Source organism: Flagellimonas oceanensis (genome assembly GCF_003992595.1).
In the GTDB taxonomy this organism is placed as follows: domain Bacteria; phylum Bacteroidota; class Bacteroidia; order Flavobacteriales; family Flavobacteriaceae; genus Flagellimonas; species Flagellimonas oceanensis.
The window spans coordinates 165552-190646 of the sequence record NZ_RZNA01000049.1; the positions used below are offsets into that span (position 1 = coordinate 165552).

Below are 25095 nucleotides of genomic sequence, written 5' to 3' on the forward strand. Positions count from 1 at the left end.
TCAACGACAAAAAACGCCAATCCCACCAGCCGTAAAAAACATAACTGGCAATGAGCAACAGTATATTTTGAATCCTAACATATTTAGATGGTATAGACCAATAGAGGACAAATACTAGTATAAAAAATACAATGAAGGCCAGTGAATTAAAAAGCATAGTCGATGCCTAATTTAAATTGAGACCCCAAAGATAATCAGTCGCACCGCTTACAAAAGAATTAAAGATGATTGTCCTAAAAAAAAGATGAAAAGCAAACACCCTGCAAATGCAAGGTGTTGGTGTTAATAGTTTTGATATTTAAGTCAATGCTAGTAATCTATTAGATTAATAAATTCCTCAATATTAGTATACCCATCACCTTCCATATCAGCATTACTATCATCAACATTTGGGTTAAAGCCCCTGGAAACCTCCCATATGTCAGGCATTCCATCTCTATCACTATCTAAATACGAATCTCCTCCAATAAATGAGGGAACATTAAATTGATTACTTGATAGTTTTTCTTCATAAATTCCAGATTGCACATTATCCAACCATTTAGAATCCAACTCATCCAAGTTAGATACCACTTCTCCTCCTGCGGTTAGTCTTTTATTACATCCAACATCAGACTTCACGCTATTGAAAGCATCTTCTGGACTTTGAATATTAATTGGATACCCCAACATAGGGTGTCTTTCAGATGTAAAGTAATCTTGAAACAATTGGTCACCTGAACTTATATTGCCATTATCTAAGAAAAATTTCCAACTCAACGAGTTATTAGAATTTAATTCTGCAACAGAATTGGTTAATGGCTCCATCGAACTTGTAGCTATAATCAAATTATCTTGTGTGTATATAGATGGAGCAGAACCTGAGTAAGCATACATATTCAATCTAGTGTCTTTGATAGGAGTCCTGCCATAGTCATTGTAATTACCGATATGATTTAAGTTAAAACTTCCATTGCCTCTTATCAATCTATTAGAAATACTCCAACTTACATTATTTATTACTTCAAAATTTGCATTATCACCAGAAATATTAGGAAATCTATGCTTTAAATTATAGTACAAGTTATGGTGTATCGAAATATCGCCAACGGTAGAAACACCAGCTAATCCTCCCACAATACTCCCTGTTGAAGCGCTCTCAGCAATGATACAACGTTGAATTGTTAAATTATCGACTAAATCATTTGTTGTTGCATACCAACTGGCACTTTCATCTCCACCAAAAGAAAAGGAACAGTGGTCAAATACTTGATTTGTAATTCTTTCTTTAGCCACAAAACTGTCATCAGAAGCATTAACCCCCCCCCTGAACCTTATATATCTAACAATGGCATTATTTACATTAATAAAAGCAACCCTATGCCCATCAATTGTAATTCCACCTGCTGGTGCAGTTTGTCCTGCTATTGTAAAATCTCCTCTTGTAACAGTAAGACTTGAAGTCAAATTAATTATACCCGAAACATCGAATACTATAATTACCGGACCAGAAACCTGAAAAGCATTACGCAAACTACCTTCACCAGAGTTGTTCAGGTTAGTGACATGATAAACAACTCCTCCCCTTCCTCCAGTAGTGGTATAACAGCCTGCTCCTTCACAACTAGGGAAAGCTTTCAACTCACCTTCAACATCTTTTGCATTTATACTTTCATCCTCTTGTCCAGGGAAATCATTTTCTTCATTTTGCTCCCCGCTAGATTCCGTCTCTGTTTCTTCTTTTGATTGCTCCAACTCTTCTTGAATATTTTCATCTAGTGCTTGTGAAAAAATATCTTCATCTTTGGTACAGGAGAAATTTAATGAAATAGTTAGGGAAAAAAATATCAAACAACTTAAATTGAGGTATCTCATGATAATGGGGTGTATTTTTACATTTGACAAAATTAAAACATGTTTTAAAAAATCAGCTGAAAAACAGATTTATTCGATGAATTGCACTTTTTTTTCAAAACCATGTTATTTATCTGATTTTTAAAATCGTATTTCAACTAAGCTCTTAAGCTTTACATTACGCTATTCATCGTCTATTTGGATTGTTTCACCCAAAATTTTAACACAAAAAGATTATTTTATCGATGAGCTACACTTTCCATTAGTTTTAGTTTAACAAATTAATAGTGTATATAATTTCAACATGATTTATTTATCGTCGAATTATTTAGGGGGTTCCAAACAAATATTCCTTTTCAGATTGGACACCTTTTACCGATTTATATCGTAATTGAACAAAATATAGTCCTATCTAAAATCAAAACTGATTTGATTTGTTCATCTTTACAAGGAATTAGACATCTATGAAAATATTAGTTACCGGAGCTGCCGGTTTTATAGGATTCCACGTCTCCCATAATTTATTAAACCATGGACATGAAGTCATAGGTTTGGACAACATCAACGATTATTATGATAGGGGCTTAAAATATGCCAGGTTAAATATATTGGGAGTTACACAGTCTAAAGCTTCCATATCGAACGAGCTAACCAAAAGCTCTAAATTTCCCGGTTTCAAGTTTATCCGTACTGATCTATCCGATGGCGATACGATATATACTTTGTTCAAAGAAGAACAGTTTGATGTAGTCTGTAATCTTGCAGCGCAAGCAGGAGTTAGATATAGTCTTGAAAACCCATCTGCCTACATCGACAGCAATATTGTAGGTTTTTTGAATATCCTTGAAGGTTGCAGACAGAATAATGTAAAGCATTTAGTTTATGCTAGCAGCTCCAGCGTTTATGGACTCAATAAAAAAGTGCCCTTCGAAACAACAGATTCCGTTGACCATCCTATAAGTCTGTATGCCGCTTCCAAAAAGAGCAATGAATTAATGGCACACACTTATAGCCATTTATTTGGTTTTAAAACAACAGGTTTACGTTTCTTTACTGTTTATGGCCCTTGGGGAAGGCCCGATATGGCCATGTTCCTTTTCACAAAGGCCATATTGGAAAAGAAACCCATAAATGTTTTCAACCAAGGCAATATGGAAAGAGATTTTACGTATATAAATGATATCACTGAAGGCGTGGTACGTATAGTGGAGGACAATTTTACCGAAAAATATAATTCGGAAGAACTGTATCACCTTTACAATATCGGCAACAATAAATCTGTAAAACTCATGGATTTTATCGAGGCCATTGAAAATAAATTGGGAACGACAGCACAAAAAAATATGATGGACATGCAACCAGGCGATGTTGAAAGAACTTGGGCCAATGTTGTCCCCCTAATAAGTGATTATGATTATACTCCCAACACACCGATTCAAGAAGGCGTGGATTCCTTTATTGATTGGTACAGGAAATTTTATAATGTTTGATACCGAAGAATAATTAATTGTCATCAGTACTTTATCGGATATTCTTGAAAGTTGTATAATTTTTAACTTTTATTGAAATTCTTTTCCAACCTTTATACCCCAAAACCTAACTATGAAATTAAACGACCTATCCTTCAATCCTAAATTCCACGTATTGGTAACAGGTGGAGCTGGATTTATCGGTTCCAATCTATGCGATTGGTTGGTTAAAAATGGTAACACCGTAACTTGTCTAGATAATCTCGCAACAGGTAAAAAATCGAATATCGAACATCTTTTGAACTCAGATAACTTTACCTTCGTCGAGGGAGATATCAGAGATTTGAAAACATGTCATAAAGCGGTAGAGAATGCGGATTTTGTGTTACACCAAGCTGCTTTGGGCTCTGTGCCAAGATCATTGAACGACCCCATTACCAGTAACGAAGTTAATATTAGCGGCTTTTTAAACATGTTGGTGGCATCACGAGATGCCGGGGTAAAACGCTTTGTGTATGCAGCAAGCTCATCAACCTATGGTGACTCAAAAAAACTTCCAAAAGTAGAGGATGAAATCGGGAAGCCATTATCTCCTTATGCAATAACAAAATATGTCAACGAGCTTTATGCCGAAATATTTTCAAAAGCATATAATCTGGAAACCATTGGCCTGAGGTATTTTAATGTTTTTGGACGTAGGCAGGACCCTAATGGAGCATATGCCGCGGTAATACCAAAATTTGTAATGCAATTAATCAACCATGAATCACCAGTAATCAACGGAGACGGCACATATTCCAGGGACTTTACCTACATAGACAACGTGGTACAAATGAACATTCTCGCTATTAAAAGCAACAATAAAAAAGCCGTAAACAAAGTTTATAATGTGGCATTTGGAGAACGGACAACTTTAAACGAGTTAGTTGCATCATTAAAAAAACACTTAAGCGAATACGATTCCAAAATAGCGGATATCGGTATCAACTATGGCCCGGTCAGGTCAGGGGATGTTCCCCACTCACTGGCTTCCATAGAGCGAGCAAAAAACTTATTGGACTATCAACCCCAATTCAGTATAGACCAAGGGCTAAAAAATGCCATAGCATGGTATTACCATAATCTAAAATAAAATCTGATAAACAAAAAAACAATCTAATGAAATTAACCGTAATTGGAACAGGGTATGTCGGTTTGGTTAGTGGAACCTGCTTTGCCGAAATGGGTAATACCGTAACCTGTATTGATGTTGATGCAAACAAAATAGACAACCTTGAAAAAGGTATCATTCCTATCTATGAACCCGGACTGGAAGCAATGGTTCGGCGAAACATAGAGAACAAAACACTTTTGTTCAGTACTGATATCAGCAAAAATCTGGAAAATTGTGATGTTGCATTTATAGCTGTAGGAACACCCATGGGGGAAGATGGCTCCGCTGACCTTAAATACGTACTTCAAGTTGCCGCTGACATTGGGAAATATATGACCACTCCTTTGGTCGTTGTAGATAAATCAACCGTGCCCGTTGGAACCGCCGATAAGGTAAGGGCAACTATTAGCGATGCGTTGAAAAAAAGAAATTCCGACATAGAATTTCACGTAGTTTCAAATCCTGAATTTCTTAAAGAAGGGGACGCTATCAACGATTTCATGAAGCCCGACCGTGTAGTTATCGGTTCGGATGACGAAAATGCGACAGCCATAATGCGTTCACTATATTCTCCATTTTTCAGAAGCAGTATGGATCGCTTAATCACCATGGATGTACGATCAGCGGAAATGACAAAGTACGTAGCAAACGCCATGTTAGCCACAAAAATTTCTTTCATGAACGAAGTGGCAAATATATGTGAATTGGTCGATGCAGATGTAAACAAAGTAAGAATAGGTATAGGTTCCGACAGCCGAATAGGATATAGTTTTATTTACCCAGGCAGTGGGTACGGTGGTTCTTGTTTTCCAAAAGATGTCAAGGCACTCAAAAAAACAGCTGAAGAACATGGCTATTCTCCTAGGCTTATCAAGGCCGTTGAAGACGTCAATGACCAACAAAAATTTGTGATTGCCAAAAAAATAATTGCGAAGCATGGTGAGGACCTAAGTGGTAAAACATTTGCTGTTTGGGGACTAGCATTTAAACCCGGTACAGACGATATGCGCGAAGCCCCAGCAATTTACATAATAAAAGAATTGGTGAAAAGGGGAGCAATCGTGAATGCCTATGACCCGAAGGCTATTGACGAGGCACAACACTTCTACTTAAAGGATACTCCAAATGTAAATTACTTTCAAGCCAAGTATGCTACATTGGAGAATGCAGATGCCATGATCTTACTTACGGAATGGAAAGAGTTTCGTGCTCCAGATTTTGGTGAATTGAAAAAACAATTGAAAAATCCCGTGATTTTTGATGGTAGAAATCAATACAACGACGAAAAATTAAAATCGATGGGATTTGAATATCATCAAATTGGAAAAAAAACCAATAATCAAAGCCAAAATGAAATCCAATAAAAAAATTGCAATAGTAGGCCTTGGTTACGTTGGCCTACCCCTGGCCCGGTTGTTCGCTACTAAATATCCGGTGGTTGGCTTCGACATTAATCAGGGAAGAGTATTAGAACTTAATACAGGTACAGACAGCACATTGGAAGTTGAAGACCATATTCTACAAAATGTGCTTGTCGATAGCCCATACATGGAAAAGGGGCTGTATTGCTCATATAAAAACGAGGATATTGCCGATTGCAATTATTATGTGGTTACTGTGCCCACTCCGGTAGACAGTACCAATCGGCCTATATTGACCCCTCTTTACAAAGCCAGCGAGACAGTTGGCCAAGTCTTAAAAAAAGGAGATATAGTTATTTATGAGTCAACCGTATATCCAGGTGTAACCGAAGATGAGTGTGTACCCATATTAGAAAGGGTCAGCGGACTTACATTTAACAAAGACTTTTATGTAGGCTATTCTCCTGAACGGATAAACCCGGGGGACAAAGAACACACTGTGGATAAAATTCTGAAGGTTACTTCTGGATCAACACCGGAAATCGGTAAAAATATAGATGATTTATACGCCTCCGTGATTACTGCAGGCACTCATTTAGCGCCAACCATTAAAGTTGCTGAAGCTGCCAAGGTCATTGAGAACTCACAAAGGGATATCAATATTGCCTTTGTAAACGAACTGGCTAAGATTTTCAATCTTATGGGCATAGATACCCACGATGTGTTGAATGCTGCCGGAACTAAATGGAACTTTTTACCATTTAAACCCGGATTGGTCGGTGGACACTGCATTGGCGTGGACCCATTTTACCTTGCTCAAAAAGCTCAAGAGTATGGCTACCACCCTGAAATCATATTGGCAGGGAGGAGAATGAATGATGGAATGGGTAAATATATCGCAACCGAAGTTGTGAAATTAATGGTACAGCATGACATCAAAGTAAAGGGTGCTAACATCCTTGTTCTCGGTATCACGTTCAAAGAAAATTGTCCAGATGTAAGAAATACAAAAGCTGTGGACGTTGTTAGAAATTTAAACGAATATGGTGCTATTATTGATATATATGATCCCTGGGCGTTTCCAAAAGAAGTAGAACACGAATATGGTCTTATCTCTACAAAAGAATTACCTAATCAAAAATATGATGCAATCGTTTTGACTGTTGCCCACAAGGAATTCCTTGACTTAAAATTGGAAAATTTTAAAAAAGAAAATGGGGTCTTTTACGATGTAAAAAGTGTATATAATTCTAAACTGGTAAATGGGCGTTTGTAATATAAATAATCACACTCCTCTTGTTAGTATAATTGTGCCTGTTTATAATGTTTCACAATACCTGAACAGGTGCATTGAGAGTTTAAAAGCCCAAAGTCATCAAAACTTAGAAATCATACTTATCAATGATGGTTCAAAAGATAACAGTGGTAAAATATGTGATAATGCAGTACAACTGGACTCCAGAATAAAGGTAATCCATCAAGCAAATGGAGGGTCAAGTATTGCCAGAAATAATGGTATCCGCAATTCTACTGGAGAATATATTGCATTTGTTGACAGCGATGACTTGGTAGAAAAAAATTACATTAAAGACCTATTGGATTTTGCGTTGGAAAACAATTTAAAAATTGTTGAATGTAATTCCATTAGGACAACCCAATTGGACAAAGTGGATACCTGCTTTGATTTTTCTAAAAGAATTGAGGATAGGGAAGTTGCAATGGAACGTATTATTGGAGAACGGCTATTTGCGGTTTGGAGAAGAATTTATCATCGAAGTTTGATTGAAGACCGATTTTTTATTCCATATAAAATTCATCAGGATGTGTTCTATACCATAGACACTATAAATATGGTGGAAAGGATAGGGTATTTAGACTCTCCCCTATATATCTATAATATGGGAAATAACGACAGTATTATAAGAGGAAAATACACCCAAAATAAACTCAACGCAAGAGATGCTGCTATGTATGTAATCGAAAAAACAAGGCATAGTAATGAAACCATTAGAAAAAATTCAAAAAAGTATTTGGTCCAATTTTTAACCTTCCACTACAATAATCTTTTTTTGAACAAAGAATTGGACAAAGATGGCAACATTCGTAGAGAAATAAGGGAGACAATTCGCACGGAGGCCCCCAAAATATCAATGTATGGGACTCTGATTGAAGTTTTGCCATTTTGGTGTTACTCCTTGTTCCTTCATTTGAATATATTTCGAATAGAAGCACAGATAAAATTGATTAAACTCGTAAGGAATGTCCAGGGTTAAAAATGCCATTAAGAATATTAAGTTCAGTATGTTCTTCTACATACTGTTCTTATTTGTGCAATTTTTTTCACGCAAAATATTTTTAGATGGACTGGGAGATGAATTTATTGGCTTGACAGGAACGCTTCAAAGCTTTCTAAAGTTTTTAAATCTTGCTGAGCTTGGTATTGGAGCTGCAGTTGGATATACGCTGTACAAACCATTGTTTGATGATGATAGAAAATCTATAAACCAGCTCATCACATTATTTGGCTTTTTATACCAAAAGATTGGTTTTATCATTCTTGGAGCAGGTGTGGTCCTTTCTCTATTTTTTCCCTTGATCTTTGACGACCTTTCCGTTGGTTTGTGGATACCTTATTACGCATTTTATACTTTTTTGGCCGGATTGCTCTTGAACTTCTTCTTCAATTATCATCTTTTTTTATTGGAAGCCGACCAAAAAAACTACATAATAACTTCCTATGCCCAGTCTATAAACCTAATAAAAATAATACTTCAGGCAGTAACGGTTTTATATTTCAAAAACATCTTTTTATGGATTACACTCGAATTATTGTATCATATTTCATTTAGTTTTTTCTTAAGAAAAAGGGTGTTCAAGGAATATCCATGGTTAGAAAGCAGCACCCATTCTGGAAAATCATTATTGAAAGTATACCCTGAACTCATCAAAAAAGTAAAGCAAATCTCTATACATAAGCTTGGAGGCTTTGTGACTAATGGTACTGATCAAATTTTAATCTTCTCATTCATAAGCGTTGAAATGGTGGCTTTTTATGGCAATTATCAACTGATTTTCAGCAGGCTACTGCAATTAGTAAATACCACCTTTGCCGGTACAGCAGCTGGAATCGGTAACCTTGTTGCAGAAAACGACAAGACCAACATAAAAAAGGTGTTTTGGGAAATGATGTCACTACGCTTTTTTATTGCGGGCACCCTATTCATGATTCTTTTTTATCTAGTTGAACCATTTATTGTCTTTTGGCTAGGAGAAAAGTATGTGTTAAAGCCAATGGTCCTAACAATTTTTTTGACCAACATGTTCATATCACAAATACGTGTTCCCGTCGATCATTTTAAAGACGCCTATGGGCTTTTTCAGGATATAGGAGCACCCATAGTTCAAAGCATTATTAACTTGACCTCTTCCATAATTTTGTTACACTATTTTGAATTAGCGGGGGTATTAATGGGTACTTTAATAGCTTTTTCCTTAGTAATTATGATTTGGCGTCCATATTATTTGTACAAACATGGTTTCAAAGAAAGTGTTTGGAATTATTGGATAGGGTTTTTCAGATTAACCATATCATTTATTATTTCATTATTTATTTCCAGATATTTAATATCCAATTACATTATATTACAATCCTCAACTCTTTTTGAATTAATGATTTATGGAATTAAATCATTTTTTACTGTTTTCCTAATCTATTTTCCCTGTATTTATCTATTAAACAAAGGGTTCAGAAATGTGATGGTAAGATTAAAAAAACTATTTAAATGAAAATTCATTTTATTATTTCTTCACTTAGAGGTGGTGGTGCGGAAAGAGTCTCTGCACTTCTAGCAAATGATTTTATCAAAAAAAATATATCCGTTACGTTTATCACGTTTAATCAAGGGGACCAATATGAATTAAACAATAAAATCAAAAGAGTAAAGCTTCATCATGGAAATATTCCCAATCATACAGTCAGAAGCTTATTTAATCTTTTAAGCTTCTATCGAAAAAAGGAAAATAGACCGGATTTAATCCTTTCATTCATAACTCTTACCAACTTGATATCCATCTTAACCGCCAAATTATATCGGATAAAAATAATAGGTTGTGAGCACAATAGTCATTTAAGGAATACCTTTCAAACTGACAAATTCACAAAAAAATATATTTATAGGTCTGCTGACGCTATTACTGTATTAACCAATTTTGATGTCCCTTATTATCGGAAATATAATGCAAATGTTGTGGTTATGCCAAATCCTGCAACCTTTAAAGGTTTACAAAAAAACACTCATGCTAGGGACAAAGTCATTTTAGCAGTAGGCTCTTTAAACAGGTATAAGACCAAAGGGTTTGATCAAATGATGTATATAGTAAAACCTATATTTCAAAAATTTCCAGAATGGAAACTTAAAATACTTGGCAAGGGAGATGAAGAAATGAAAACTTTAAAAACAATTGCAAATGAATTAAATATTTCCAATCATGTTGAGTTTATGGGATTTAGGAAGGATGTCAATAAAATCATGCAAAGTTCAGATATATTTATTCTCCCATCAAGGTACGAAGGATTACCAATGGTACTTGTAGAAGCAATGTCTCAGGGAATGGCTTGTATTGCTTTTGATTGTGTTACCGGCCCTGGAGATATTATACATGATCAAGTAGATGGCATTTTAGTTGAAGACCAAAATCAAGAGAAAATGACTTCGGAAATTCAAATGCTTATCTCTGACCCTGATCTAAGGAAAAAATTGGCTAATAATGCTATCAAAAATGTTGAACGCTTTCATATAGATAAAATAACTGAGCGATGGTTTGAATTATTTCATGAGATTATTCAGCGAGCATGAAAAGATTAGGAAAATTAATATTTGTTTACGCTTTCATATTTAATACATCTGGTGTTCAACGGTTCATTGGTTTAAATTATTCGCTTGTACTAGCCCAGTTAATAGCATACCTGAATTTATTTTTACTGCTTTTTGCAGCACTACAATTTATTAAAGAGAAAGGTGATTCATCTATTACAGTTAATTCTTGGCTGGTTTATAATTTCATATATTATGTGTTAGGGCTTTTGGCTTCCATAAGGTATAATTATTTTGAGTATATACCGATGACCGTAGTTCAATTAGTATATCTTTTTTCTTTTCTAATATTTTTCAAAAAGAAAAGTAATCGAGATGGTTTTCTAAATACCATGATACTTGCTTTTTTCCTTTACAATGTTTTAACAATTTTTCTTTTCCATATTGGCTATGATGCCGGGTCTAATACATTTTTGCCTTTTGGCGTAAATAGGGCTGAAGGAATGATCGGGGATGCAAACAATAGTGCTTTAATATCTATTATTGGGTATATCTTCTTATACACACACTATTATCCAAAAATTAAAATTTTGAGATATTCAGCATTGATACTAACGATCTATTCATTATTCATTACCTTTTCAACAACAGGACTATTCATTTTTGTAGTGGTAATTGCCATTCTTAATAATAAGTTCTTTACAAAAGAACGACTTTTATTTAGTGTAATTCTTATACCTCTTATCTATATATGCCTCATTAATATAACTTTTTTAGTTGAACCACTGAACCTTAAAGAGTTACAAATGATGAAAGTTAAGAATATAGAAAACCTATTGTCTTTTAATTTTAATCAAGTAGATAGCTCTGGTAGAGATGATTTAGTGTTACAAACAATGGGATATATTTACGACAATCCGTTTACGGGTTACGGTATTGGATTTGGTTCAGAAACAAGAAGCCATAACACATTCATTAATATATGGGCAGATTCAGGAATTTTGGCATTATTGACTTTTGTAGGTGTCACCCTCCTCCATTTTTTCAGGGCTTTTAAACTAAAAATTTACGAAAAACCATTAGTATTCTCCATTTTGATGACTCTTTTAATTTTCATGTTTAGTCTTCAAACGGTTATCAATCAACCATACATTATCGTACTCTATATTTATTTAGGATACTTTATTGATGAAAAAATACGTTATTCCAATCCCTCTATACATAATCAAGAATTATGAAGCAATTGATTTCAAAAATCAGTAATAGAAACTTATTTAAGTTACTAATATTGTCAGCTTTTCTTCTTTTGGGTTTATTTTTTTTGTACATAAAAACTCGTATAAAACCTGTAGAAGGATGGGATGTGAGGATTAGCATATTGAAAGAGCAAAAAACAAAAGACCAACATATCAAAGACTATTTTTTAGCAAGCAGGAATCAACATTCTAATTTTGAACGTTACAACCATTTGTTTAACTATTTCGTTGATGGTTATTTGTCATACAAAACAACTAGTGGAGCTCTAACTTATTACACTGGGGAAATAAGTACTCGAGGAAGAAAAATAAATGCTCTTGAAGGATTTGCACGATTTTTTCCTTTGGCTTCTGTATGGTTTTCAACAGGTAAAGATTACTTAACCGTGGATAATAAGAATATCAATTTAAAAGAAATTATAAGAGAAGCTATTTTATCGGGAACAGACCCAAACAATCCAGATTATTGGGGAACCATACAGAACAAAGATCAACGGATTGTAGAAGCAGCGGATATTGCTTTAGGGCTTTGGCTAAGTAAAGATCAGATATGGGTAACATATTCCGACAATGAAAAGTATCAGGTGATTGACTGGTTAAGTCAAGCTTTGGATAGAGAAATTGTCGACAACAACTGGAATCTTTTTCCCATTACAATTTATAAAGTAATGGAAAGTCTAGGTTTTAAAGATTATACTATTTCTGACAAGATTAATGCATTGTACCATAGATACAAAAAGAAACATTATTTAGGCTCAGGCTGGTTTGACGACCCCCCAAAAGGGATAGATTATTACAATGCATGGTCTATACATTACAGTCTTTTTTGGATCGATCAAATAGACCCTGAATATGATCATACTTTTATTAAAAACTCACACGCCGAATTTCTGTCATTTTACAAATACTTTTTTGGGGAAAAAGGTTTCCCTATTATGGGCAGGAGTGTTTGTTATCGATTAGCAGCTCCAGGCCCAATGCTTTCAGGAGCACTTCTTGTGCCCGAGGAAATTTCGCCAGGTCTTGCTTTTAGATCATTTGATTTAACTTGGAGGCATTTTATTGCTAACGGAGCACTGGAAAATGGTAAAGTTACACAGGGTATTTACCGAGATGATCTTAGCCTATTGGATTCTTATTCAGGTGCTGGAAGTTGCCTGTGGTCATTACGATCATTTATAATCGCAATTTACGTTAACCAACATGTCCCATTGTGGAATGCAGATGAGGAAAAATTGCCCGTAGAGGTTGCTGATTACTCGTTAGAGAACCCGACTATTGGTTGGCTGATACAAGGAAATCAAGGAACAGGCAACATAACACTGAAAATATTAGCAAATAAAAGTCATAATCGTATCTCCTTAAAACAATATTCTTTAAAGAATCAGTTAAAAGAAATCTTTTTTCAAAGACCTTTTAGACCAAAAAACCAAGATATGCTCTACAAAAATCACACATACTCAACTCAAGATCTGCCTTATCATTCTACTGATAAAAAATAGCATTACTACTTAAATTTAATGCTAAACCACTAATCATATAAGCCATGATCACATCCAAGAAAGAATACCTTCAATATTTAGAATTAGACCGGAAGGCTCTTGGTTTAAATCAACCAAATTTTAAAAGCAAATTAATAGGTCTTATTGTTCCCAACCATATCTATAAATTCCAAAGATTGTTGCGAAAAAAAGAGTATTTTCTAAATTGTAAAAAAGGTGTTTTCAATAAGCTTCGGCTCCAAGTGATTAAACTACGTTACAGAAGGATTGCATTGAAATTGGGGTTTTCCATCCCGGAAAATGTATTCGGTCCTGGCCTTGCCATTGTACATTACGGAACCATAGTGGTCAATAGAAATGCAAAAATCGGGAATAATTGTAGAATTCATGCCTGTACCAATATCGGTGCATCAGGAGGTGGGCAAAAAGCACCTGTAATAGGAGACAATGTCTATATAGGTCCGGGAGCTAAAATATATGGGGATATCACAATTGCCAATAATATAGCGATTGGTGCAAATGCCACCGTTTTTAAAGACTTTAAAGAACCAGGGATGATGATAGCAGGAAACCCGGCCAAAGAAATCAAAAGAATTGATATTTCAAGAATCATTAAACATATCCCTGAAAAAAGCTAAACCTATGTCCCACTCTCCAATAAAAATTGTTTTTGTAATACCTTCTTTAGTCGCCGGTGGGGCAGAAAAGGTTATTTCTTTCATTTCCCAGCATTTGAATGAAAAAGAATTCGAAACTACCCTATTGGTACTCTCTGGGCAATCGGAACAATCTTATACAATTAAAAAAATCGATGTAATATACTTGGGGCAGGACCGCGTATTATATTCTATTCCAAAGATTGTCCAAGTTTTGAGAAAGTTAAGTCCCAATATTGTGATGAGTTCAATATCACACTTAAATACTGCCATGGCAATTATATCCCCACTGTTCCGAAAAACAAAATTTGTAGGTAGGGAAGCCACTATTTTAAGCGCAAGAAAGAAAACAAAAAAAAGGTTTTACCCAAAAAGCTTAACCAAATACGCCTATAAAAGGCTTAATACCATTGTCTGCCAATCAAAAGATATGGCACAGGATATGGTCAATAATTTTTCCGTACCTAAACATAAAATTCAAGTCATAAACAACCCGATTTCCAACTACGGGGACATTAAACCCGAAACAAATAATCCATTTCTTAAATTCATTACCGTAGGCAGACTGGTCGAAATCAAAGGACACCTTAGAATCCTTAACATATTATCAAAACTGGATGAAGAGTTTGAATATACAATCATAGGTAATGGAAATCTTAGGGATGAGATTTTTTCAAGGGCAGAGTCTTTGGGCCTAAAGGACAAGATCACACACATTCCTTACACAAACGAAGTGAACAAATATCTTATGGAAAATGATTATTTCTTACAAGGTTCATATGTAGAAGGGTTTCCCAACGCACTATTGGAAAGCTGTGTGGTAGGAACGCCGGTAATTGCCTTTGATGTACCGGGAGGCACCAAGGAAATCGTCGAAAACGGTATAAACGGATGGTTGGTTAACACCGAGGAGGAATACATAGCAAAACTTGAAAAAAAAATAGATTGGGATCCCGAGGGTATACGAGAATCCGTTTTAAGAAAATTTAGTACGGATAAAATTATAAATGAGTATGAAGTTCTATTCAAAAGACTAGTTCAATCTTAGCTATACGATGACTAAAAAAAACCTCAGTATTTTAGACATAAGCCTAACAAGCGGTGGTGCAGAAAAAGTTATAAGCCTTTTGCTGAAAGAATTGATCAAGGATTACAATGTAACCTTATTTCTTTTTTACAACGAAATTCATTTTGATATTCCAAAGGAAGTAAACACAGTAATCTTCAACAAAAAAGGCCCTAAACAACCTGTACATTTAAAATTTTTCCATGCTATAAGTTTCTTGTTCAAATACAACAAGATGCTAAGGAAAGAGAAGATACAATATGCCATTTCCTTTTTGGCCTTTCCAAACCTCGTCAATGGTATTTTGTCGATATTCAACCCTTCCATCAAAATGTTTGTGAGTGAAAGGGGGTTTCCCTCGGATAACACAACAAGTAAATTATCACTATACATTTCCAAGGTGTTTTACCCAATGCTATATAACAGATGCTACAAACTGTTTTCAAATTCCGAATATATAAATCAGGATTTAAAAAAGAACTTCGGAATAAAAATTCCTATGGAAGTTATTTATAACCCCATAGATCTTCCGGAAAATACAATTGACCCAAAAAAATATCAAGAGCACACAAATACCTTAAAGGTTATAAATGTTGGAAGTATAAACACCCGGAAAAACCAGGAAATGATAATTAAAGCCTTGTCTAGTTTGAGCAGCAATGGTTTTAATCTGACCATATTAGGAGATGGACCTCTAAAAGAAAACTTGAAAGAACTTTCAGAAAAATATAATATCGAGGATAAAGTTGAGTTAAAAGGAAAGGTTAAAAATGTAAATGAACACTTGGTCAAAAGTGATTGTTTTGTATTGTCCTCCTATACCGAGGGATTCCCTAATGCACTTTTGGAAGCAATTGCTGCTGGCTTACCAAGTATTTCCACCAACTGCTTGTCGGGCCCTCTTGAGCTATTGAACAACAATGAAGATGTTGATATCATGCAAGGCTCCTTTTACAAAGCAAAATATGGGATTCTTGTTAACAATAATGATGTGGAAGGATTAACCAAGGCTTTGAATTATCTAAAAGAAAATCCAACAGAATTAGAAAAATACAGTCAATTAAGCCTCATCAGGGCTAAAGAATATGAATTAGGTAGTATTTATGCCAAATTCAATCAATTTATAATCAACTAACCAAAGGTATATGTGCGGAATAAATGGAATAATAACCGAACAGATAACTGCCGAAAATGATATGAAAACCATCTTGGCCAAAATGAACAATCTTATTATTCATAGAGGCCCGGATGAAGATGGTTTTTTTACCGAAGCCAATGATTCATTTTCTTTGGGAATGGCAATGAGACGTCTATCCATTATTGACCTGGCATCTGGTAAGCAACCCATTTTTTCGGATGACAAACAGATTGTAATCGTATTTAATGGTGAAATTTATAACTACCGTGAGTTAAAATCTGAACTCATAGAAAAAGGGGCAACCTTTAAAACAACCAGTGACACGGAAGTAATCTTGAAACTTTATGAATTGGAGGGCACAGCATCTTTTAAGAAGCTCGATGGTATGTTTGCATTTAGCATCTATGATAAAAACACTAACAAACTATATATAGCACGAGACTTCTTTGGAGAAAAACCCTTGTATTATACTGCGATGCAGAATCGTTTTATATGGGCGTCCGAATTAAAATCCATTGTTAACTTATTAGATTCCAAACCCGAAATATCAGCGAAAGGATTAAATCTTTTCCTTAGACTTACATATGTGCCCGCACCTCATACCATTTATAATGGTGTTTATAAATTGGAGGCCAATCATTTTATGGAGTATGACTTTAATACTCATCGCTATACCATAAAACCTATTAACAACGAACCAGAACCAAATCCTCAGAACATTTCATTTGATGATGCCAAGAAGAAAGTTAGGCAAATGGTTTATGATAGTGTTGATAGTAGATCCGTTTCAGATGTTCCTTTAGGAACTTTTTTATCAGGTGGTGTGGATTCTTCCATAGTTTCTCTATGTCTATCGCAAGCTACTGGTAAAAAAATAGAAACTTTTTCCATCGGTTTCAAAAAAACCCGTTTTGATGAGACAGATAAATCACAACTGGTAGCAAAACTTATTAATAGTAACCACCATGAATTTATAATAGATGAGGATGATCTAAAAGACAACATTCACGAGATATTGATAAATTTTGACGAACCATTTTCCGATACAGCTTCTCTCCCAACCTATTTGGTTTCTAAAAAAACAAGGGATTATGTAACTGTGGCACTAACTGGAGATGGAGGAGATGAAGTATTTGGCGGTTATAACAAATATTACATTGGAAAAATGAATAGCAGGTATACTAAATTGATTCCAAAAGGTATACATGAGCCAATTCGTAAAATGGCCAATTCGTTGTTGACCACAAAAGAGGACATTCGCGGAAAAAGATTCAAAATAAGAAAGCTACTGAATAGTATCGACTATGAAGGTGAATTTTATTGGGACATTATATCCTTGGCCAATACCCAAAATTTGTTGGAAGAAATCATGTTACCCAATCTTTTCGATTCCAATCTGTTTTCCGAATACAAAGAGAAACTCAACATAGACAAAGCAACGAGTCTTACCGACTATAGACAAATTGATAAGATTGTGAGTTTGGAAGGCGGTATGCTCCCGAAAGTTGACCGTACGAGTATGCTAAACTCACTTGAATGCAGAGCGCCTTTTTTAAATAGGGAATTATGGGAATTTGCCAACACACTTCCTGAAAACTATTTAATGAAAGGGTGGAATAAAAAGTATATTCTCAAAGAGGCCTTTAAGGATCAGTTCCCAGATAAGTTTTTAGAAAAGAGTAAAAGTGGATTCGGATCTCCGGTCGGAGACTGGCTTAGGCAAAGTCTTCGTAAAGAATTGGAAAGTTATATCGAAAAAGACAGATTAAAACTTCAAGCAATTTTTAAACTTGAGGAAATCACAAAATTGGTCCAAGATCATTTATCGGGGAAAAAGGACAATACGTTTCGGGTTTGGGCCTTTTACTGCTTTCAAAAATGGTATTGGAACACTTACATGAACATTTAAAACAAAAAAACATTCTGCATGACCAAACGTATTTTAATTATTTGTTCATACGATCTTTCTCTTACTCATTTTAGAGGTGACTTTATAAAAGATCTGATCAAAGCAGGGTATACTGTATTTACAGCCGCGCCTGAAATGACGGTAGAAGTAACCGAAAAATTAAACGAAATCGGGGCTATTCCTTTGGAGTACCAACTTCAAAGAACCGGAATGAACCCTTTCAAGGACTTGAGTTCCATTTTGGAACTAAAAAAGCTAATACAGGAGCATAACATTGACTTGGTCTTCCCTTATACCATTAAACCGGTAATATACGGTTCTATGGCCGCCAATATGGCTAAAATTCCTACGATTTCATTGATTACAGGTTTAGGTTTCACTTTTAGTGGTATGTCTCAAAGGGCAAGATTATTGCAAAAGGTTACTGAAACATTGTACAAGCTTTCTATTAGAAAGAACAAATTGATTGTTTTTCAAAATACGGATGATTATAAACTCTTTTGGGATAGGAATATAATTTCCAAAGATCAAAAAGTGGATTTTGTAGGGGGATCTGGTGTTAACCTGGATTCGTACCCAACAAGGGTAAACAACAATACCTCTAAAAAAATTATTTTTGTGATGGTTGCTCGGTTAATAAGGGAAAAAGGTATCCATCTATTTGTCGAGGCAGCACAAGTTCTTAAGGAATCCTACCATAACGCAGAATTCCATGTTATTGGCGCTCCCGATGTATCACCTTCAGCCATTTCCATGGACAGGTTGAACAAATTGCACGAAAAACAAATCATAGTGTATCATGGTAGACAAAACAATGTAGCTGAATTTTTATATAATTCAGATGTTTTTGTTTTACCCACATTTTACCGAGAAGGAATTCCTAGATCTATTTTAGAAGCGTTGTCTGTCGGTTTGCCAGTAATCACAACGGATTCTCCAGGGTGTAAGGAGACTGTTGTAAATGAAGAAAACGGTAGATTGATTACACCGAATGATTTTGATTCTTTACTAGTGGCTATGCGAAATTTACTCGAAAACACTTCACAAATTCGTGAAATGGGCATTAAAAGCCGAGAATTAGCTGAAAAGAAATTTGACGTTAAAATCATCAATAAGAAATTGATTGGTCTTATTGATAGCGTTTTGGATTAAACTAACACAAAAGAATGAGAATAATAATTCCTAATCCAAAATAGACTTAAATCGGTTCAATTTGATTAGACCATCTTTTGTTTTAACGAGAATTTTGTTATCATATTCCAAATAAACCGAACTGGGTTTCAGTTGTTTCACTTTTTCCAATAATGGCTGATGGACAACTTCTTCTGCACCAAATATTTTATATTTTTTATTGCCAAATTGTGCGTAACATCCTTGTGACTCAATACCAAAACTTCTAATCTTTTTTAATATTAGTTCAGTATTCATCGTGATAAAGTCGATAGACTGCTTTTCAATTGTTCTATTGAAATATGTTTTACCCTCAGGTTGGGGAATACCCGAATAAACAAAATCCTTTTCAGTCAATAATTGCCAGCCTTCCCTAAACACCTCGCCTTCAAGTTCCATAGACAAATGATAAATTAATCCGAGGTCAAGATCAGGAGTTAGAGATACTTTTTTTTGATGAATGATATTTCCGGTATCAATACCGTCATCAATAAAATGCATAGTTGCGCCATAAAACTCATAATTAAGATAAAAAACTCCATTTAAAGGAGTTTTTCCCTGTAAATGAGGTAGGTACGTCGGATGTATATTGATTAAAACTTGATTTTTCTTAAATCGATTTACAGGAAAAATGATAGGACATCCATTAGAAATTAAAATATCAAATTCTGAATTGATCAAATTGATAAGTACTTCTTCTTTATCGGAAACACTAAATGCTTCATAATAAATTTTATTATCAAGCAACTCCTTCTCCAAATAGCTTCCCTTTAAGGCAAAAACCTTTTCAAAATTTAAACCTAAAGAAATTGCAGATTTGTAAACATGTGTTCTAGATCCAATAAAAACGTATTTTTTCATCAAATAATGGTTTGTATAAAAAAACAATCTTACAACCGATTTTCCAACATTTCATCCTATTAAATTTTAAAGTTAAAAGCAATCCTTTTTTTTTGTGTAAAACACTAAGTAATGAAAAAGGAAATCATTGGCTACGGCTCATTTTTTCATAAAATTGATGAAACACAGATTAAAGAGTCCAGTACCATTACTTTTTTTCAAGACCATAAGCTATTCTACACTGGCAGACATGCCATAAAGTTTATTATTGAAACTATCAATGAAACAAAAGATGTCGAAACCATTTGGTTGCCCAAATACTATTGTCAACATGTTACCGCTTGGATAAAACATAATTACAATAATGTTGGGTTTTATGATATTGACCCTTTTCAAATAAATCACATCGTTCAACTAGACCCAAGTCTTTTTCAAAACCCCAATGATATTGTACTGTTAAATAATTTCTGGGGGATTTTTAATTATGACTTACCTAATAACCCAACAAGAGCAATTATATTGGAAGATCATTCTCATGGCTGGTTGAGCAATAGTTGTATAAATAGTTCTGCCGATATATGTATTACCTCTCTAAGAAAAACCTTGCCTGTTCCTTTAGGAGCAATGGCTTGGGTTCCGAAAGGGAGCAGTTTAAAAATAAACTGGGGAGATAATAGCACAAATGTTTCGGAAAAAACTACTCAAACATTTATAATTAATGCTTGGAATTCTATAGATAAAGCAATGGAGCTAAAGTCCAATTGTAGTATTGAAGAAAATAAACAAGAATATCTCGAGTTATATTCTTTGGCAGAAAATTATCTCCATAACCAATATGAGATAATTCCCGTAACAATTGAACATAGAGATTATATCAACGCCTATCTTACAAAAGACTATCAATCATACAAAACTGAAAATCTTAATTATTTACACTCAAGAATAAGTACTTTTAAAGACCTGGACATTCTTTGGCAAGATGGCAATACAACGTTTGGCCTTAATGTTCCATTTGAACGAAGAACCGATTTTGACAGACTTAAATCACATTTGATTGAACATAAAATATACCCTTCGGAATTATGGCCCGGTAACTCGGTTGACACTAAGTTCAAATACTTAATGAATATCCATGTTGATTTTAGATACAACAAAACTGATTTGGATTATTTGATGGAAACTCTTTCACATTTTTTTAGGTTTAAAAATGAATTGGTATAAAAATTATTTTAAACGTGCTATTGATTTCATAGCATCCCTATTTGGTTTATTGATCTTATCCCCTATCGTTCTAATAGTGGCAATACTCTTGGGAATCGATTTTAAGGGGAGTCCATTTTTTAAGCAAAATAGGCCAGGTAAAAACGAAAGAATATTTGGAATCGTCAAGTTCAAGACCATGAACGATAAAAAAGATGAGCAAGGGAACTTGCTACCAGACAACGAACGGATTACACCTTTAGGTAAATTTATACGCAAAACATCTCTTGATGAAATTCCACAGTTGATCAATGTCTTAAAAGGCGATATGAGCTTGGTTGGCCCCAGGCCTTTAAGAACTTTCTATCTTCCTTATTACAACCAAACAGAAAAGATGAGGCATCACGTAAGACCCGGAATTACTGGTCTTGCTCAAGTTTCGGGGCGAAATTTTTTAACTTGGGAAGAAAAATTCGCCTACGATATAACCTATGTCCAGAATCTAAGTTTTCTTTTGGATATGAAAATTTTATTTAAAACCTTCAGAAAAGCTTTTTTTGATAAAGATGTTGCAGATGACCCCAATGCTCATGTTGAGAATTTTGACATCTACCGAACAAAGCAACGCCAACAGAAAAATGAAGAAGAAAACATTGATGCTGAAGAATATATTAAAACCAACACAATCAACCAATAAGTTATATGAAGGCCAAACAACTAAGCGTATTCAAGATAAATACAGAAAGTGAAGTTCACACCTTCAAAAACTTCATTGACAAAATTAACACGGATAATCCATTTTACAAACCTGAACTTTTTAAGGAAGCAGGTCATATGGATGGTGAAATACACTACTTCATATATTTTGAAGAAGAAGTTCCATTAGTACTCATGTGTTTTTATTTAAGGCCTATTTTTATTAATGGTAACCTTTCCGAATATAAAGATGTTAGCAGCCCTTATGGTTATAGTGGACCTTTGTTTAAAAAAAATCTCAATCTGGATACAATCGAGAATTTCTGGGAATTAGTGGACAACTGGTACAAGGGTAATAAAGTAGTAACCGAATTCATTAGGTTCTCTCTCGATGGTAACCATTTAGGATATACCGGAGCAGCTATTTCAACGCTTGATAATGTGATGGGAAGGATTTTAACTGAAGAAGAGCAATGGCAAAGCTTTAAACCTAAAGTCAGGAATAATTACAGAAAAGCGCAAAAAGAGGAATTGAAATTTGAAATGTTCTATGGAAATATTCCAGATGAAATCATGGACGATTTCTATAACATTTACATTAGTACTATGAGAAGAAATAAAGCAACCGACTATTATTTCTTTCCTAAATGTTACTTTTCACAATACCTCGAAAACAATCCAGAAAACGCGACTATTGCAATGGTGTTCAAAAACAATATTCCTATTTCTACAGAGTTTATTTTATTATCAAAGGATACTGTATTCTCTTATTTGGGTGGAACTAATTCGGAATATTTTCATACCAGACCCAACGACTTTTTGAAAATAGAAGTAATGGATTGGGGAAGAAAGAATGGCAAGAAATTTTATGTCTTGGGAGGTGGAAGACAAAATGGCGACCCTTTGTATAAGTACAAGAAAAACTTCTTTCCAAAAGAAAACGACATTATATATTATACCGGAAGAAAAGTTTTGCTTCCAGAAGTATACAGAGAAATTGTAGAGAGTATCTCCAAAAACAGTGAAAACCTAGAAAAAATTGAAGAAGGTTACTTTCCTATTTATAGATCTTAGAACTTTAAAAATGAAAGTAAATTTGGAACGGCTACGTCTAAAACAGCATAATATTCGTAACTATATCATAGTAGCAAAATTTTTATTATCCATTTTAATTGACCAAGTCAATGATATGGAAAATACTGTACCCTATAATTTTAACATTAGTTAAATTAGTTTGCACGGAGCAGATAACCATTACAACACAAAATAAACCAGAACTTACAACTTTTCCCCAATAATGAACATCTTAATTACATCTGCAGGAAGACGGGTTTCATTACTCCAAGCATTTCAAAAAGAGTTAAAAAAAATTACACCGGATGGTAAAGTTTATGCCGCTGACGCCAACCCTATCCTATCTGCCGCATGTAGAGTTTCCGATGACTTTTTTATGGTGCCTAGACTTGATGACGAATCCTATGTTTCCACATTGATAGAAAACTGTAAACAAAGAAACATAGGTCTTGTAGTGCCTACAATAGACCACGAACTAATGTTACTTGCGGAAAATAAAGAGAGGTTCTTGGAAAATGGGATAACGGTATTGGTATCAAAGCCAGATTTCGTTAAAAAATGTAGGAACAAGAAAGTAACCCACGAGTATTTTGAATCAATGGGGGTTTCAGTGGCAAAGGAATTCAAGAAGGATGATTATCAGTTGCCCCTATTCATTAAACCGATAGATGGTAGTAGAAGTGTGGACACATTTATTATTAAATCCAAAGAAGAACTTACGAATTACCATTTCGAAAACGACAAGTTGCTCTTTCTTGAATATTTGGACCACCAAGATCATGATGAATACACATGTGACCTTTATTATAATAAACAACACGAACTAAAATGCATTGTTCCTCGTAAGAGAATCGAAGTACGGGATGGGGAAGTGAATAAAGGTGTTACTTGCAGGAATGAGCTGGTAGACCATTTAAAAGAAAAGTTATCCTTTATGGATGGTGCAGTAGGTTGTATTACCGCCCAATTTTTCATGCACAAGGAGTCAAATCAAATTTATGGTATAGAGCTCAATGCTAGATTCGGAGGTGGGTACCCGCTCTCCTATTTGGCCGGTGCCAATTTCCCTAAATGGATTTTCGAAGAATATTACCAAAAAAAAGAATTAGCAGATCAGTTTGATGTTTGGGAGGATAACCTACTCATGCTGAGATATGACAATGAAGTTTTAGTACATGGATATAAAGGTTGACAAAAATACGGTTGTTGTATTTGACTTGGATGACACCCTTTACAATGAAATCGAGTATTTAAAATCTGCCTATAAATATATAGCCAAACAATTAGATGCAAATAATTGGAAAAGGCTTTATATTCAAATGTTCTCAGATTATCGTTCTGGTAAAAATGTATTCGAACTTGTAAGCATAGAATATAAAACCAAAACAGCAGATTTACTGAAAATCTACCGTAACCATGTCCCGGACATATCTCCCTTCCCCGGGGTAACCGAGCTATTTGAAAAAATTAAAATAAAGGGCGGTAAAATCGCAATAGTTACAGATGGAAGATCTATTACGCAACGAAATAAAATTAAGTCACTGGGATTACAGAACCTTATCGACTTTATTGTAATCTCTGAAGAAATTAAATCAGAAAAACCCAATCTTAAAAACTTTACGGCCGTTGAAAATGAGTTTATGCTCTCATCATATTATTATATCGGCGACAACATAATTAAAGATTTTTACGCTCCCAAAAAATTGGGTTGGGAATGTATTTTGTTGGTTGACAATGGGCTGAACATCCATTTCGACCCCAACGTTTCTTCAATTGTCCGCGAGCAAGAGTTAAGTTTAATCTTTAATATGGAATCACTAAATATTATTGTGTAAACTAGTTGTAAAAAGTCTTTTCACACGGATATACATCGATTAAATCTACCCATACAACTTTTTTAAAAAAATAAATTTCATGAATTTATTTTTTTAATGTTTTTTCGGACAAAAATTATTCCT

General features: G+C 34.5%; 21 protein-coding genes. 19 read left to right on the forward strand and 2 right to left on the reverse strand.

What is annotated here, in order from left to right; translation table 11 throughout:
- Positions 1-309 precede the first annotated feature (309 nt).
- The gene (locus EO132_RS16640) at positions 310-1854 is read right to left on the reverse strand and encodes a hypothetical protein (protein WP_127138943.1); all 1545 of its coding nucleotides are present in this window, start codon (positions 1852-1854) and stop codon (positions 310-312) included.
- Between the two features lie 443 nt (positions 1855-2297).
- Between EO132_RS16640 and EO132_RS16645 the strand changes: the two genes are divergently transcribed.
- The 14 genes from EO132_RS16645 (at position 2298) to EO132_RS16710 (ending at position 19309) form a co-directional block, all read left to right on the forward strand.
- Positions 2298-3323: an NAD-dependent epimerase gene (locus tag EO132_RS16645; protein ID WP_127138944.1), complete on the forward strand. Its 1026-nt coding sequence runs from the start codon at positions 2298-2300 to the stop codon at positions 3321-3323.
- Positions 3324-3435: 112 nt separating this feature from the next.
- Positions 3436-4434, forward strand: a complete 999-nt coding sequence (locus EO132_RS16650; protein ID WP_127138945.1) for an SDR family oxidoreductase — start codon at positions 3436-3438, stop codon at positions 4432-4434.
- Positions 4435-4460: 26 nt separating this feature from the next.
- Positions 4461-5819, forward strand: a complete 1359-nt coding sequence (locus EO132_RS16655) for a UDP-glucose dehydrogenase family protein (protein WP_127138946.1) — start codon at positions 4461-4463, stop codon at positions 5817-5819.
- Positions 5806-7092, forward strand: coding sequence for a nucleotide sugar dehydrogenase (locus tag EO132_RS16660; protein WP_127138947.1), 1287 nt, complete (start codon positions 5806-5808; stop codon positions 7090-7092). Before EO132_RS16655 ends, EO132_RS16660 begins: the two co-directional genes overlap by 14 nt.
- Positions 7079-8089, forward strand: a complete 1011-nt coding sequence (locus tag EO132_RS16665; RefSeq protein ID WP_127138948.1) for a glycosyltransferase — start codon at positions 7079-7081, stop codon at positions 8087-8089. The genes EO132_RS16660 and EO132_RS16665 overlap by 14 nt, the downstream gene beginning before the upstream one ends.
- Before the next feature lie 55 nt (positions 8090-8144).
- Positions 8145-9602: a lipopolysaccharide biosynthesis protein gene (locus tag EO132_RS16670; RefSeq protein WP_205780379.1), complete on the forward strand. Its 1458-nt coding sequence runs from the start codon at positions 8145-8147 to the stop codon at positions 9600-9602.
- Positions 9599-10672 (forward strand): glycosyltransferase family 4 protein, encoded by a 1074-nt coding sequence (locus EO132_RS16675; protein ID WP_127138950.1) that lies wholly within the window; start codon positions 9599-9601, stop codon positions 10670-10672. The genes EO132_RS16670 and EO132_RS16675 overlap by 4 nt, the downstream gene beginning before the upstream one ends.
- Positions 10669-11868, forward strand: a complete 1200-nt coding sequence (locus EO132_RS16680; RefSeq protein WP_127138951.1) for an O-antigen ligase family protein — start codon at positions 10669-10671, stop codon at positions 11866-11868. The genes EO132_RS16675 and EO132_RS16680 overlap by 4 nt, the downstream gene beginning before the upstream one ends.
- Positions 11865-13388, forward strand: a complete 1524-nt coding sequence (locus tag EO132_RS16685) for a DUF2264 domain-containing protein (protein WP_127138952.1) — start codon at positions 11865-11867, stop codon at positions 13386-13388. The genes EO132_RS16680 and EO132_RS16685 overlap by 4 nt, the downstream gene beginning before the upstream one ends.
- 176 nt (positions 13389-13564) lie before the next feature.
- Positions 13565-14026: a serine O-acetyltransferase gene (locus tag EO132_RS16690; RefSeq protein WP_235856493.1), complete on the forward strand. Its 462-nt coding sequence runs from the start codon at positions 13565-13567 to the stop codon at positions 14024-14026.
- 4 nt (positions 14027-14030) lie between these two features.
- Positions 14031-15092, forward strand: coding sequence for a glycosyltransferase (locus EO132_RS16695; RefSeq protein ID WP_127138954.1), 1062 nt, complete (start codon positions 14031-14033; stop codon positions 15090-15092).
- 7 nt (positions 15093-15099) lie between these two features.
- The gene (locus EO132_RS16700; protein ID WP_127138955.1) at positions 15100-16245 is read left to right on the forward strand and encodes a glycosyltransferase; all 1146 of its coding nucleotides are present in this window, start codon (positions 15100-15102) and stop codon (positions 16243-16245) included.
- Between the two features lie 10 nt (positions 16246-16255).
- Positions 16256-18157 carry an asparagine synthase (glutamine-hydrolyzing) gene (asnB, locus tag EO132_RS16705; protein WP_127138956.1) on the forward strand — a complete coding sequence of 634 codons (1902 nt, stop codon included), beginning with the start codon at positions 16256-16258 and terminating at the stop codon, positions 18155-18157.
- Between the two features lie 18 nt (positions 18158-18175).
- Positions 18176-19309: a glycosyltransferase family 4 protein gene (locus EO132_RS16710; RefSeq protein ID WP_127138957.1), complete on the forward strand. Its 1134-nt coding sequence runs from the start codon at positions 18176-18178 to the stop codon at positions 19307-19309.
- Positions 19310-19339: 30 nt separating this feature from the next.
- Here EO132_RS16710 and EO132_RS16715 read toward each other — a convergent pair whose 3' ends face one another.
- Positions 19340-20188, reverse strand: coding sequence for a formyltransferase family protein (locus EO132_RS16715; protein ID WP_127138958.1), 849 nt, complete (start codon positions 20186-20188; stop codon positions 19340-19342).
- Between the two features lie 111 nt (positions 20189-20299).
- On the opposite strand from EO132_RS16715, the gene EO132_RS16720 reads away from it, so the two are divergent.
- The 5 genes from EO132_RS16720 to EO132_RS16740 all read left to right on the forward strand — a co-directional run bounded on the left by EO132_RS16720 (position 20300) and on the right by EO132_RS16740 (position 24972).
- Positions 20300-21388 (forward strand): hypothetical protein, encoded by a 1089-nt coding sequence (locus EO132_RS16720; RefSeq protein WP_127138959.1) that lies wholly within the window; start codon positions 20300-20302, stop codon positions 21386-21388.
- The gene (locus tag EO132_RS16725; protein ID WP_127138960.1) at positions 21375-22064 is read left to right on the forward strand and encodes a sugar transferase; all 690 of its coding nucleotides are present in this window, start codon (positions 21375-21377) and stop codon (positions 22062-22064) included. Before EO132_RS16720 ends, EO132_RS16725 begins: the two co-directional genes overlap by 14 nt.
- A gap of 5 nt (positions 22065-22069) precedes the next feature.
- Positions 22070-23137: a GNAT family N-acetyltransferase gene (locus tag EO132_RS16730; RefSeq protein ID WP_127138961.1), complete on the forward strand. Its 1068-nt coding sequence runs from the start codon at positions 22070-22072 to the stop codon at positions 23135-23137.
- Between the two features lie 223 nt (positions 23138-23360).
- Entirely contained in the window at positions 23361-24329 is a 969-nt protein-coding gene (locus tag EO132_RS16735) for an ATP-grasp domain-containing protein (protein WP_127138962.1), read from the forward strand.
- Entirely contained in the window at positions 24313-24972 is a 660-nt protein-coding gene (locus tag EO132_RS16740; protein WP_127138963.1) for an HAD family hydrolase, read from the forward strand. The genes EO132_RS16735 and EO132_RS16740 overlap by 17 nt, the downstream gene beginning before the upstream one ends.
- Positions 24973-25095: the final 123 nt, after the last annotated feature.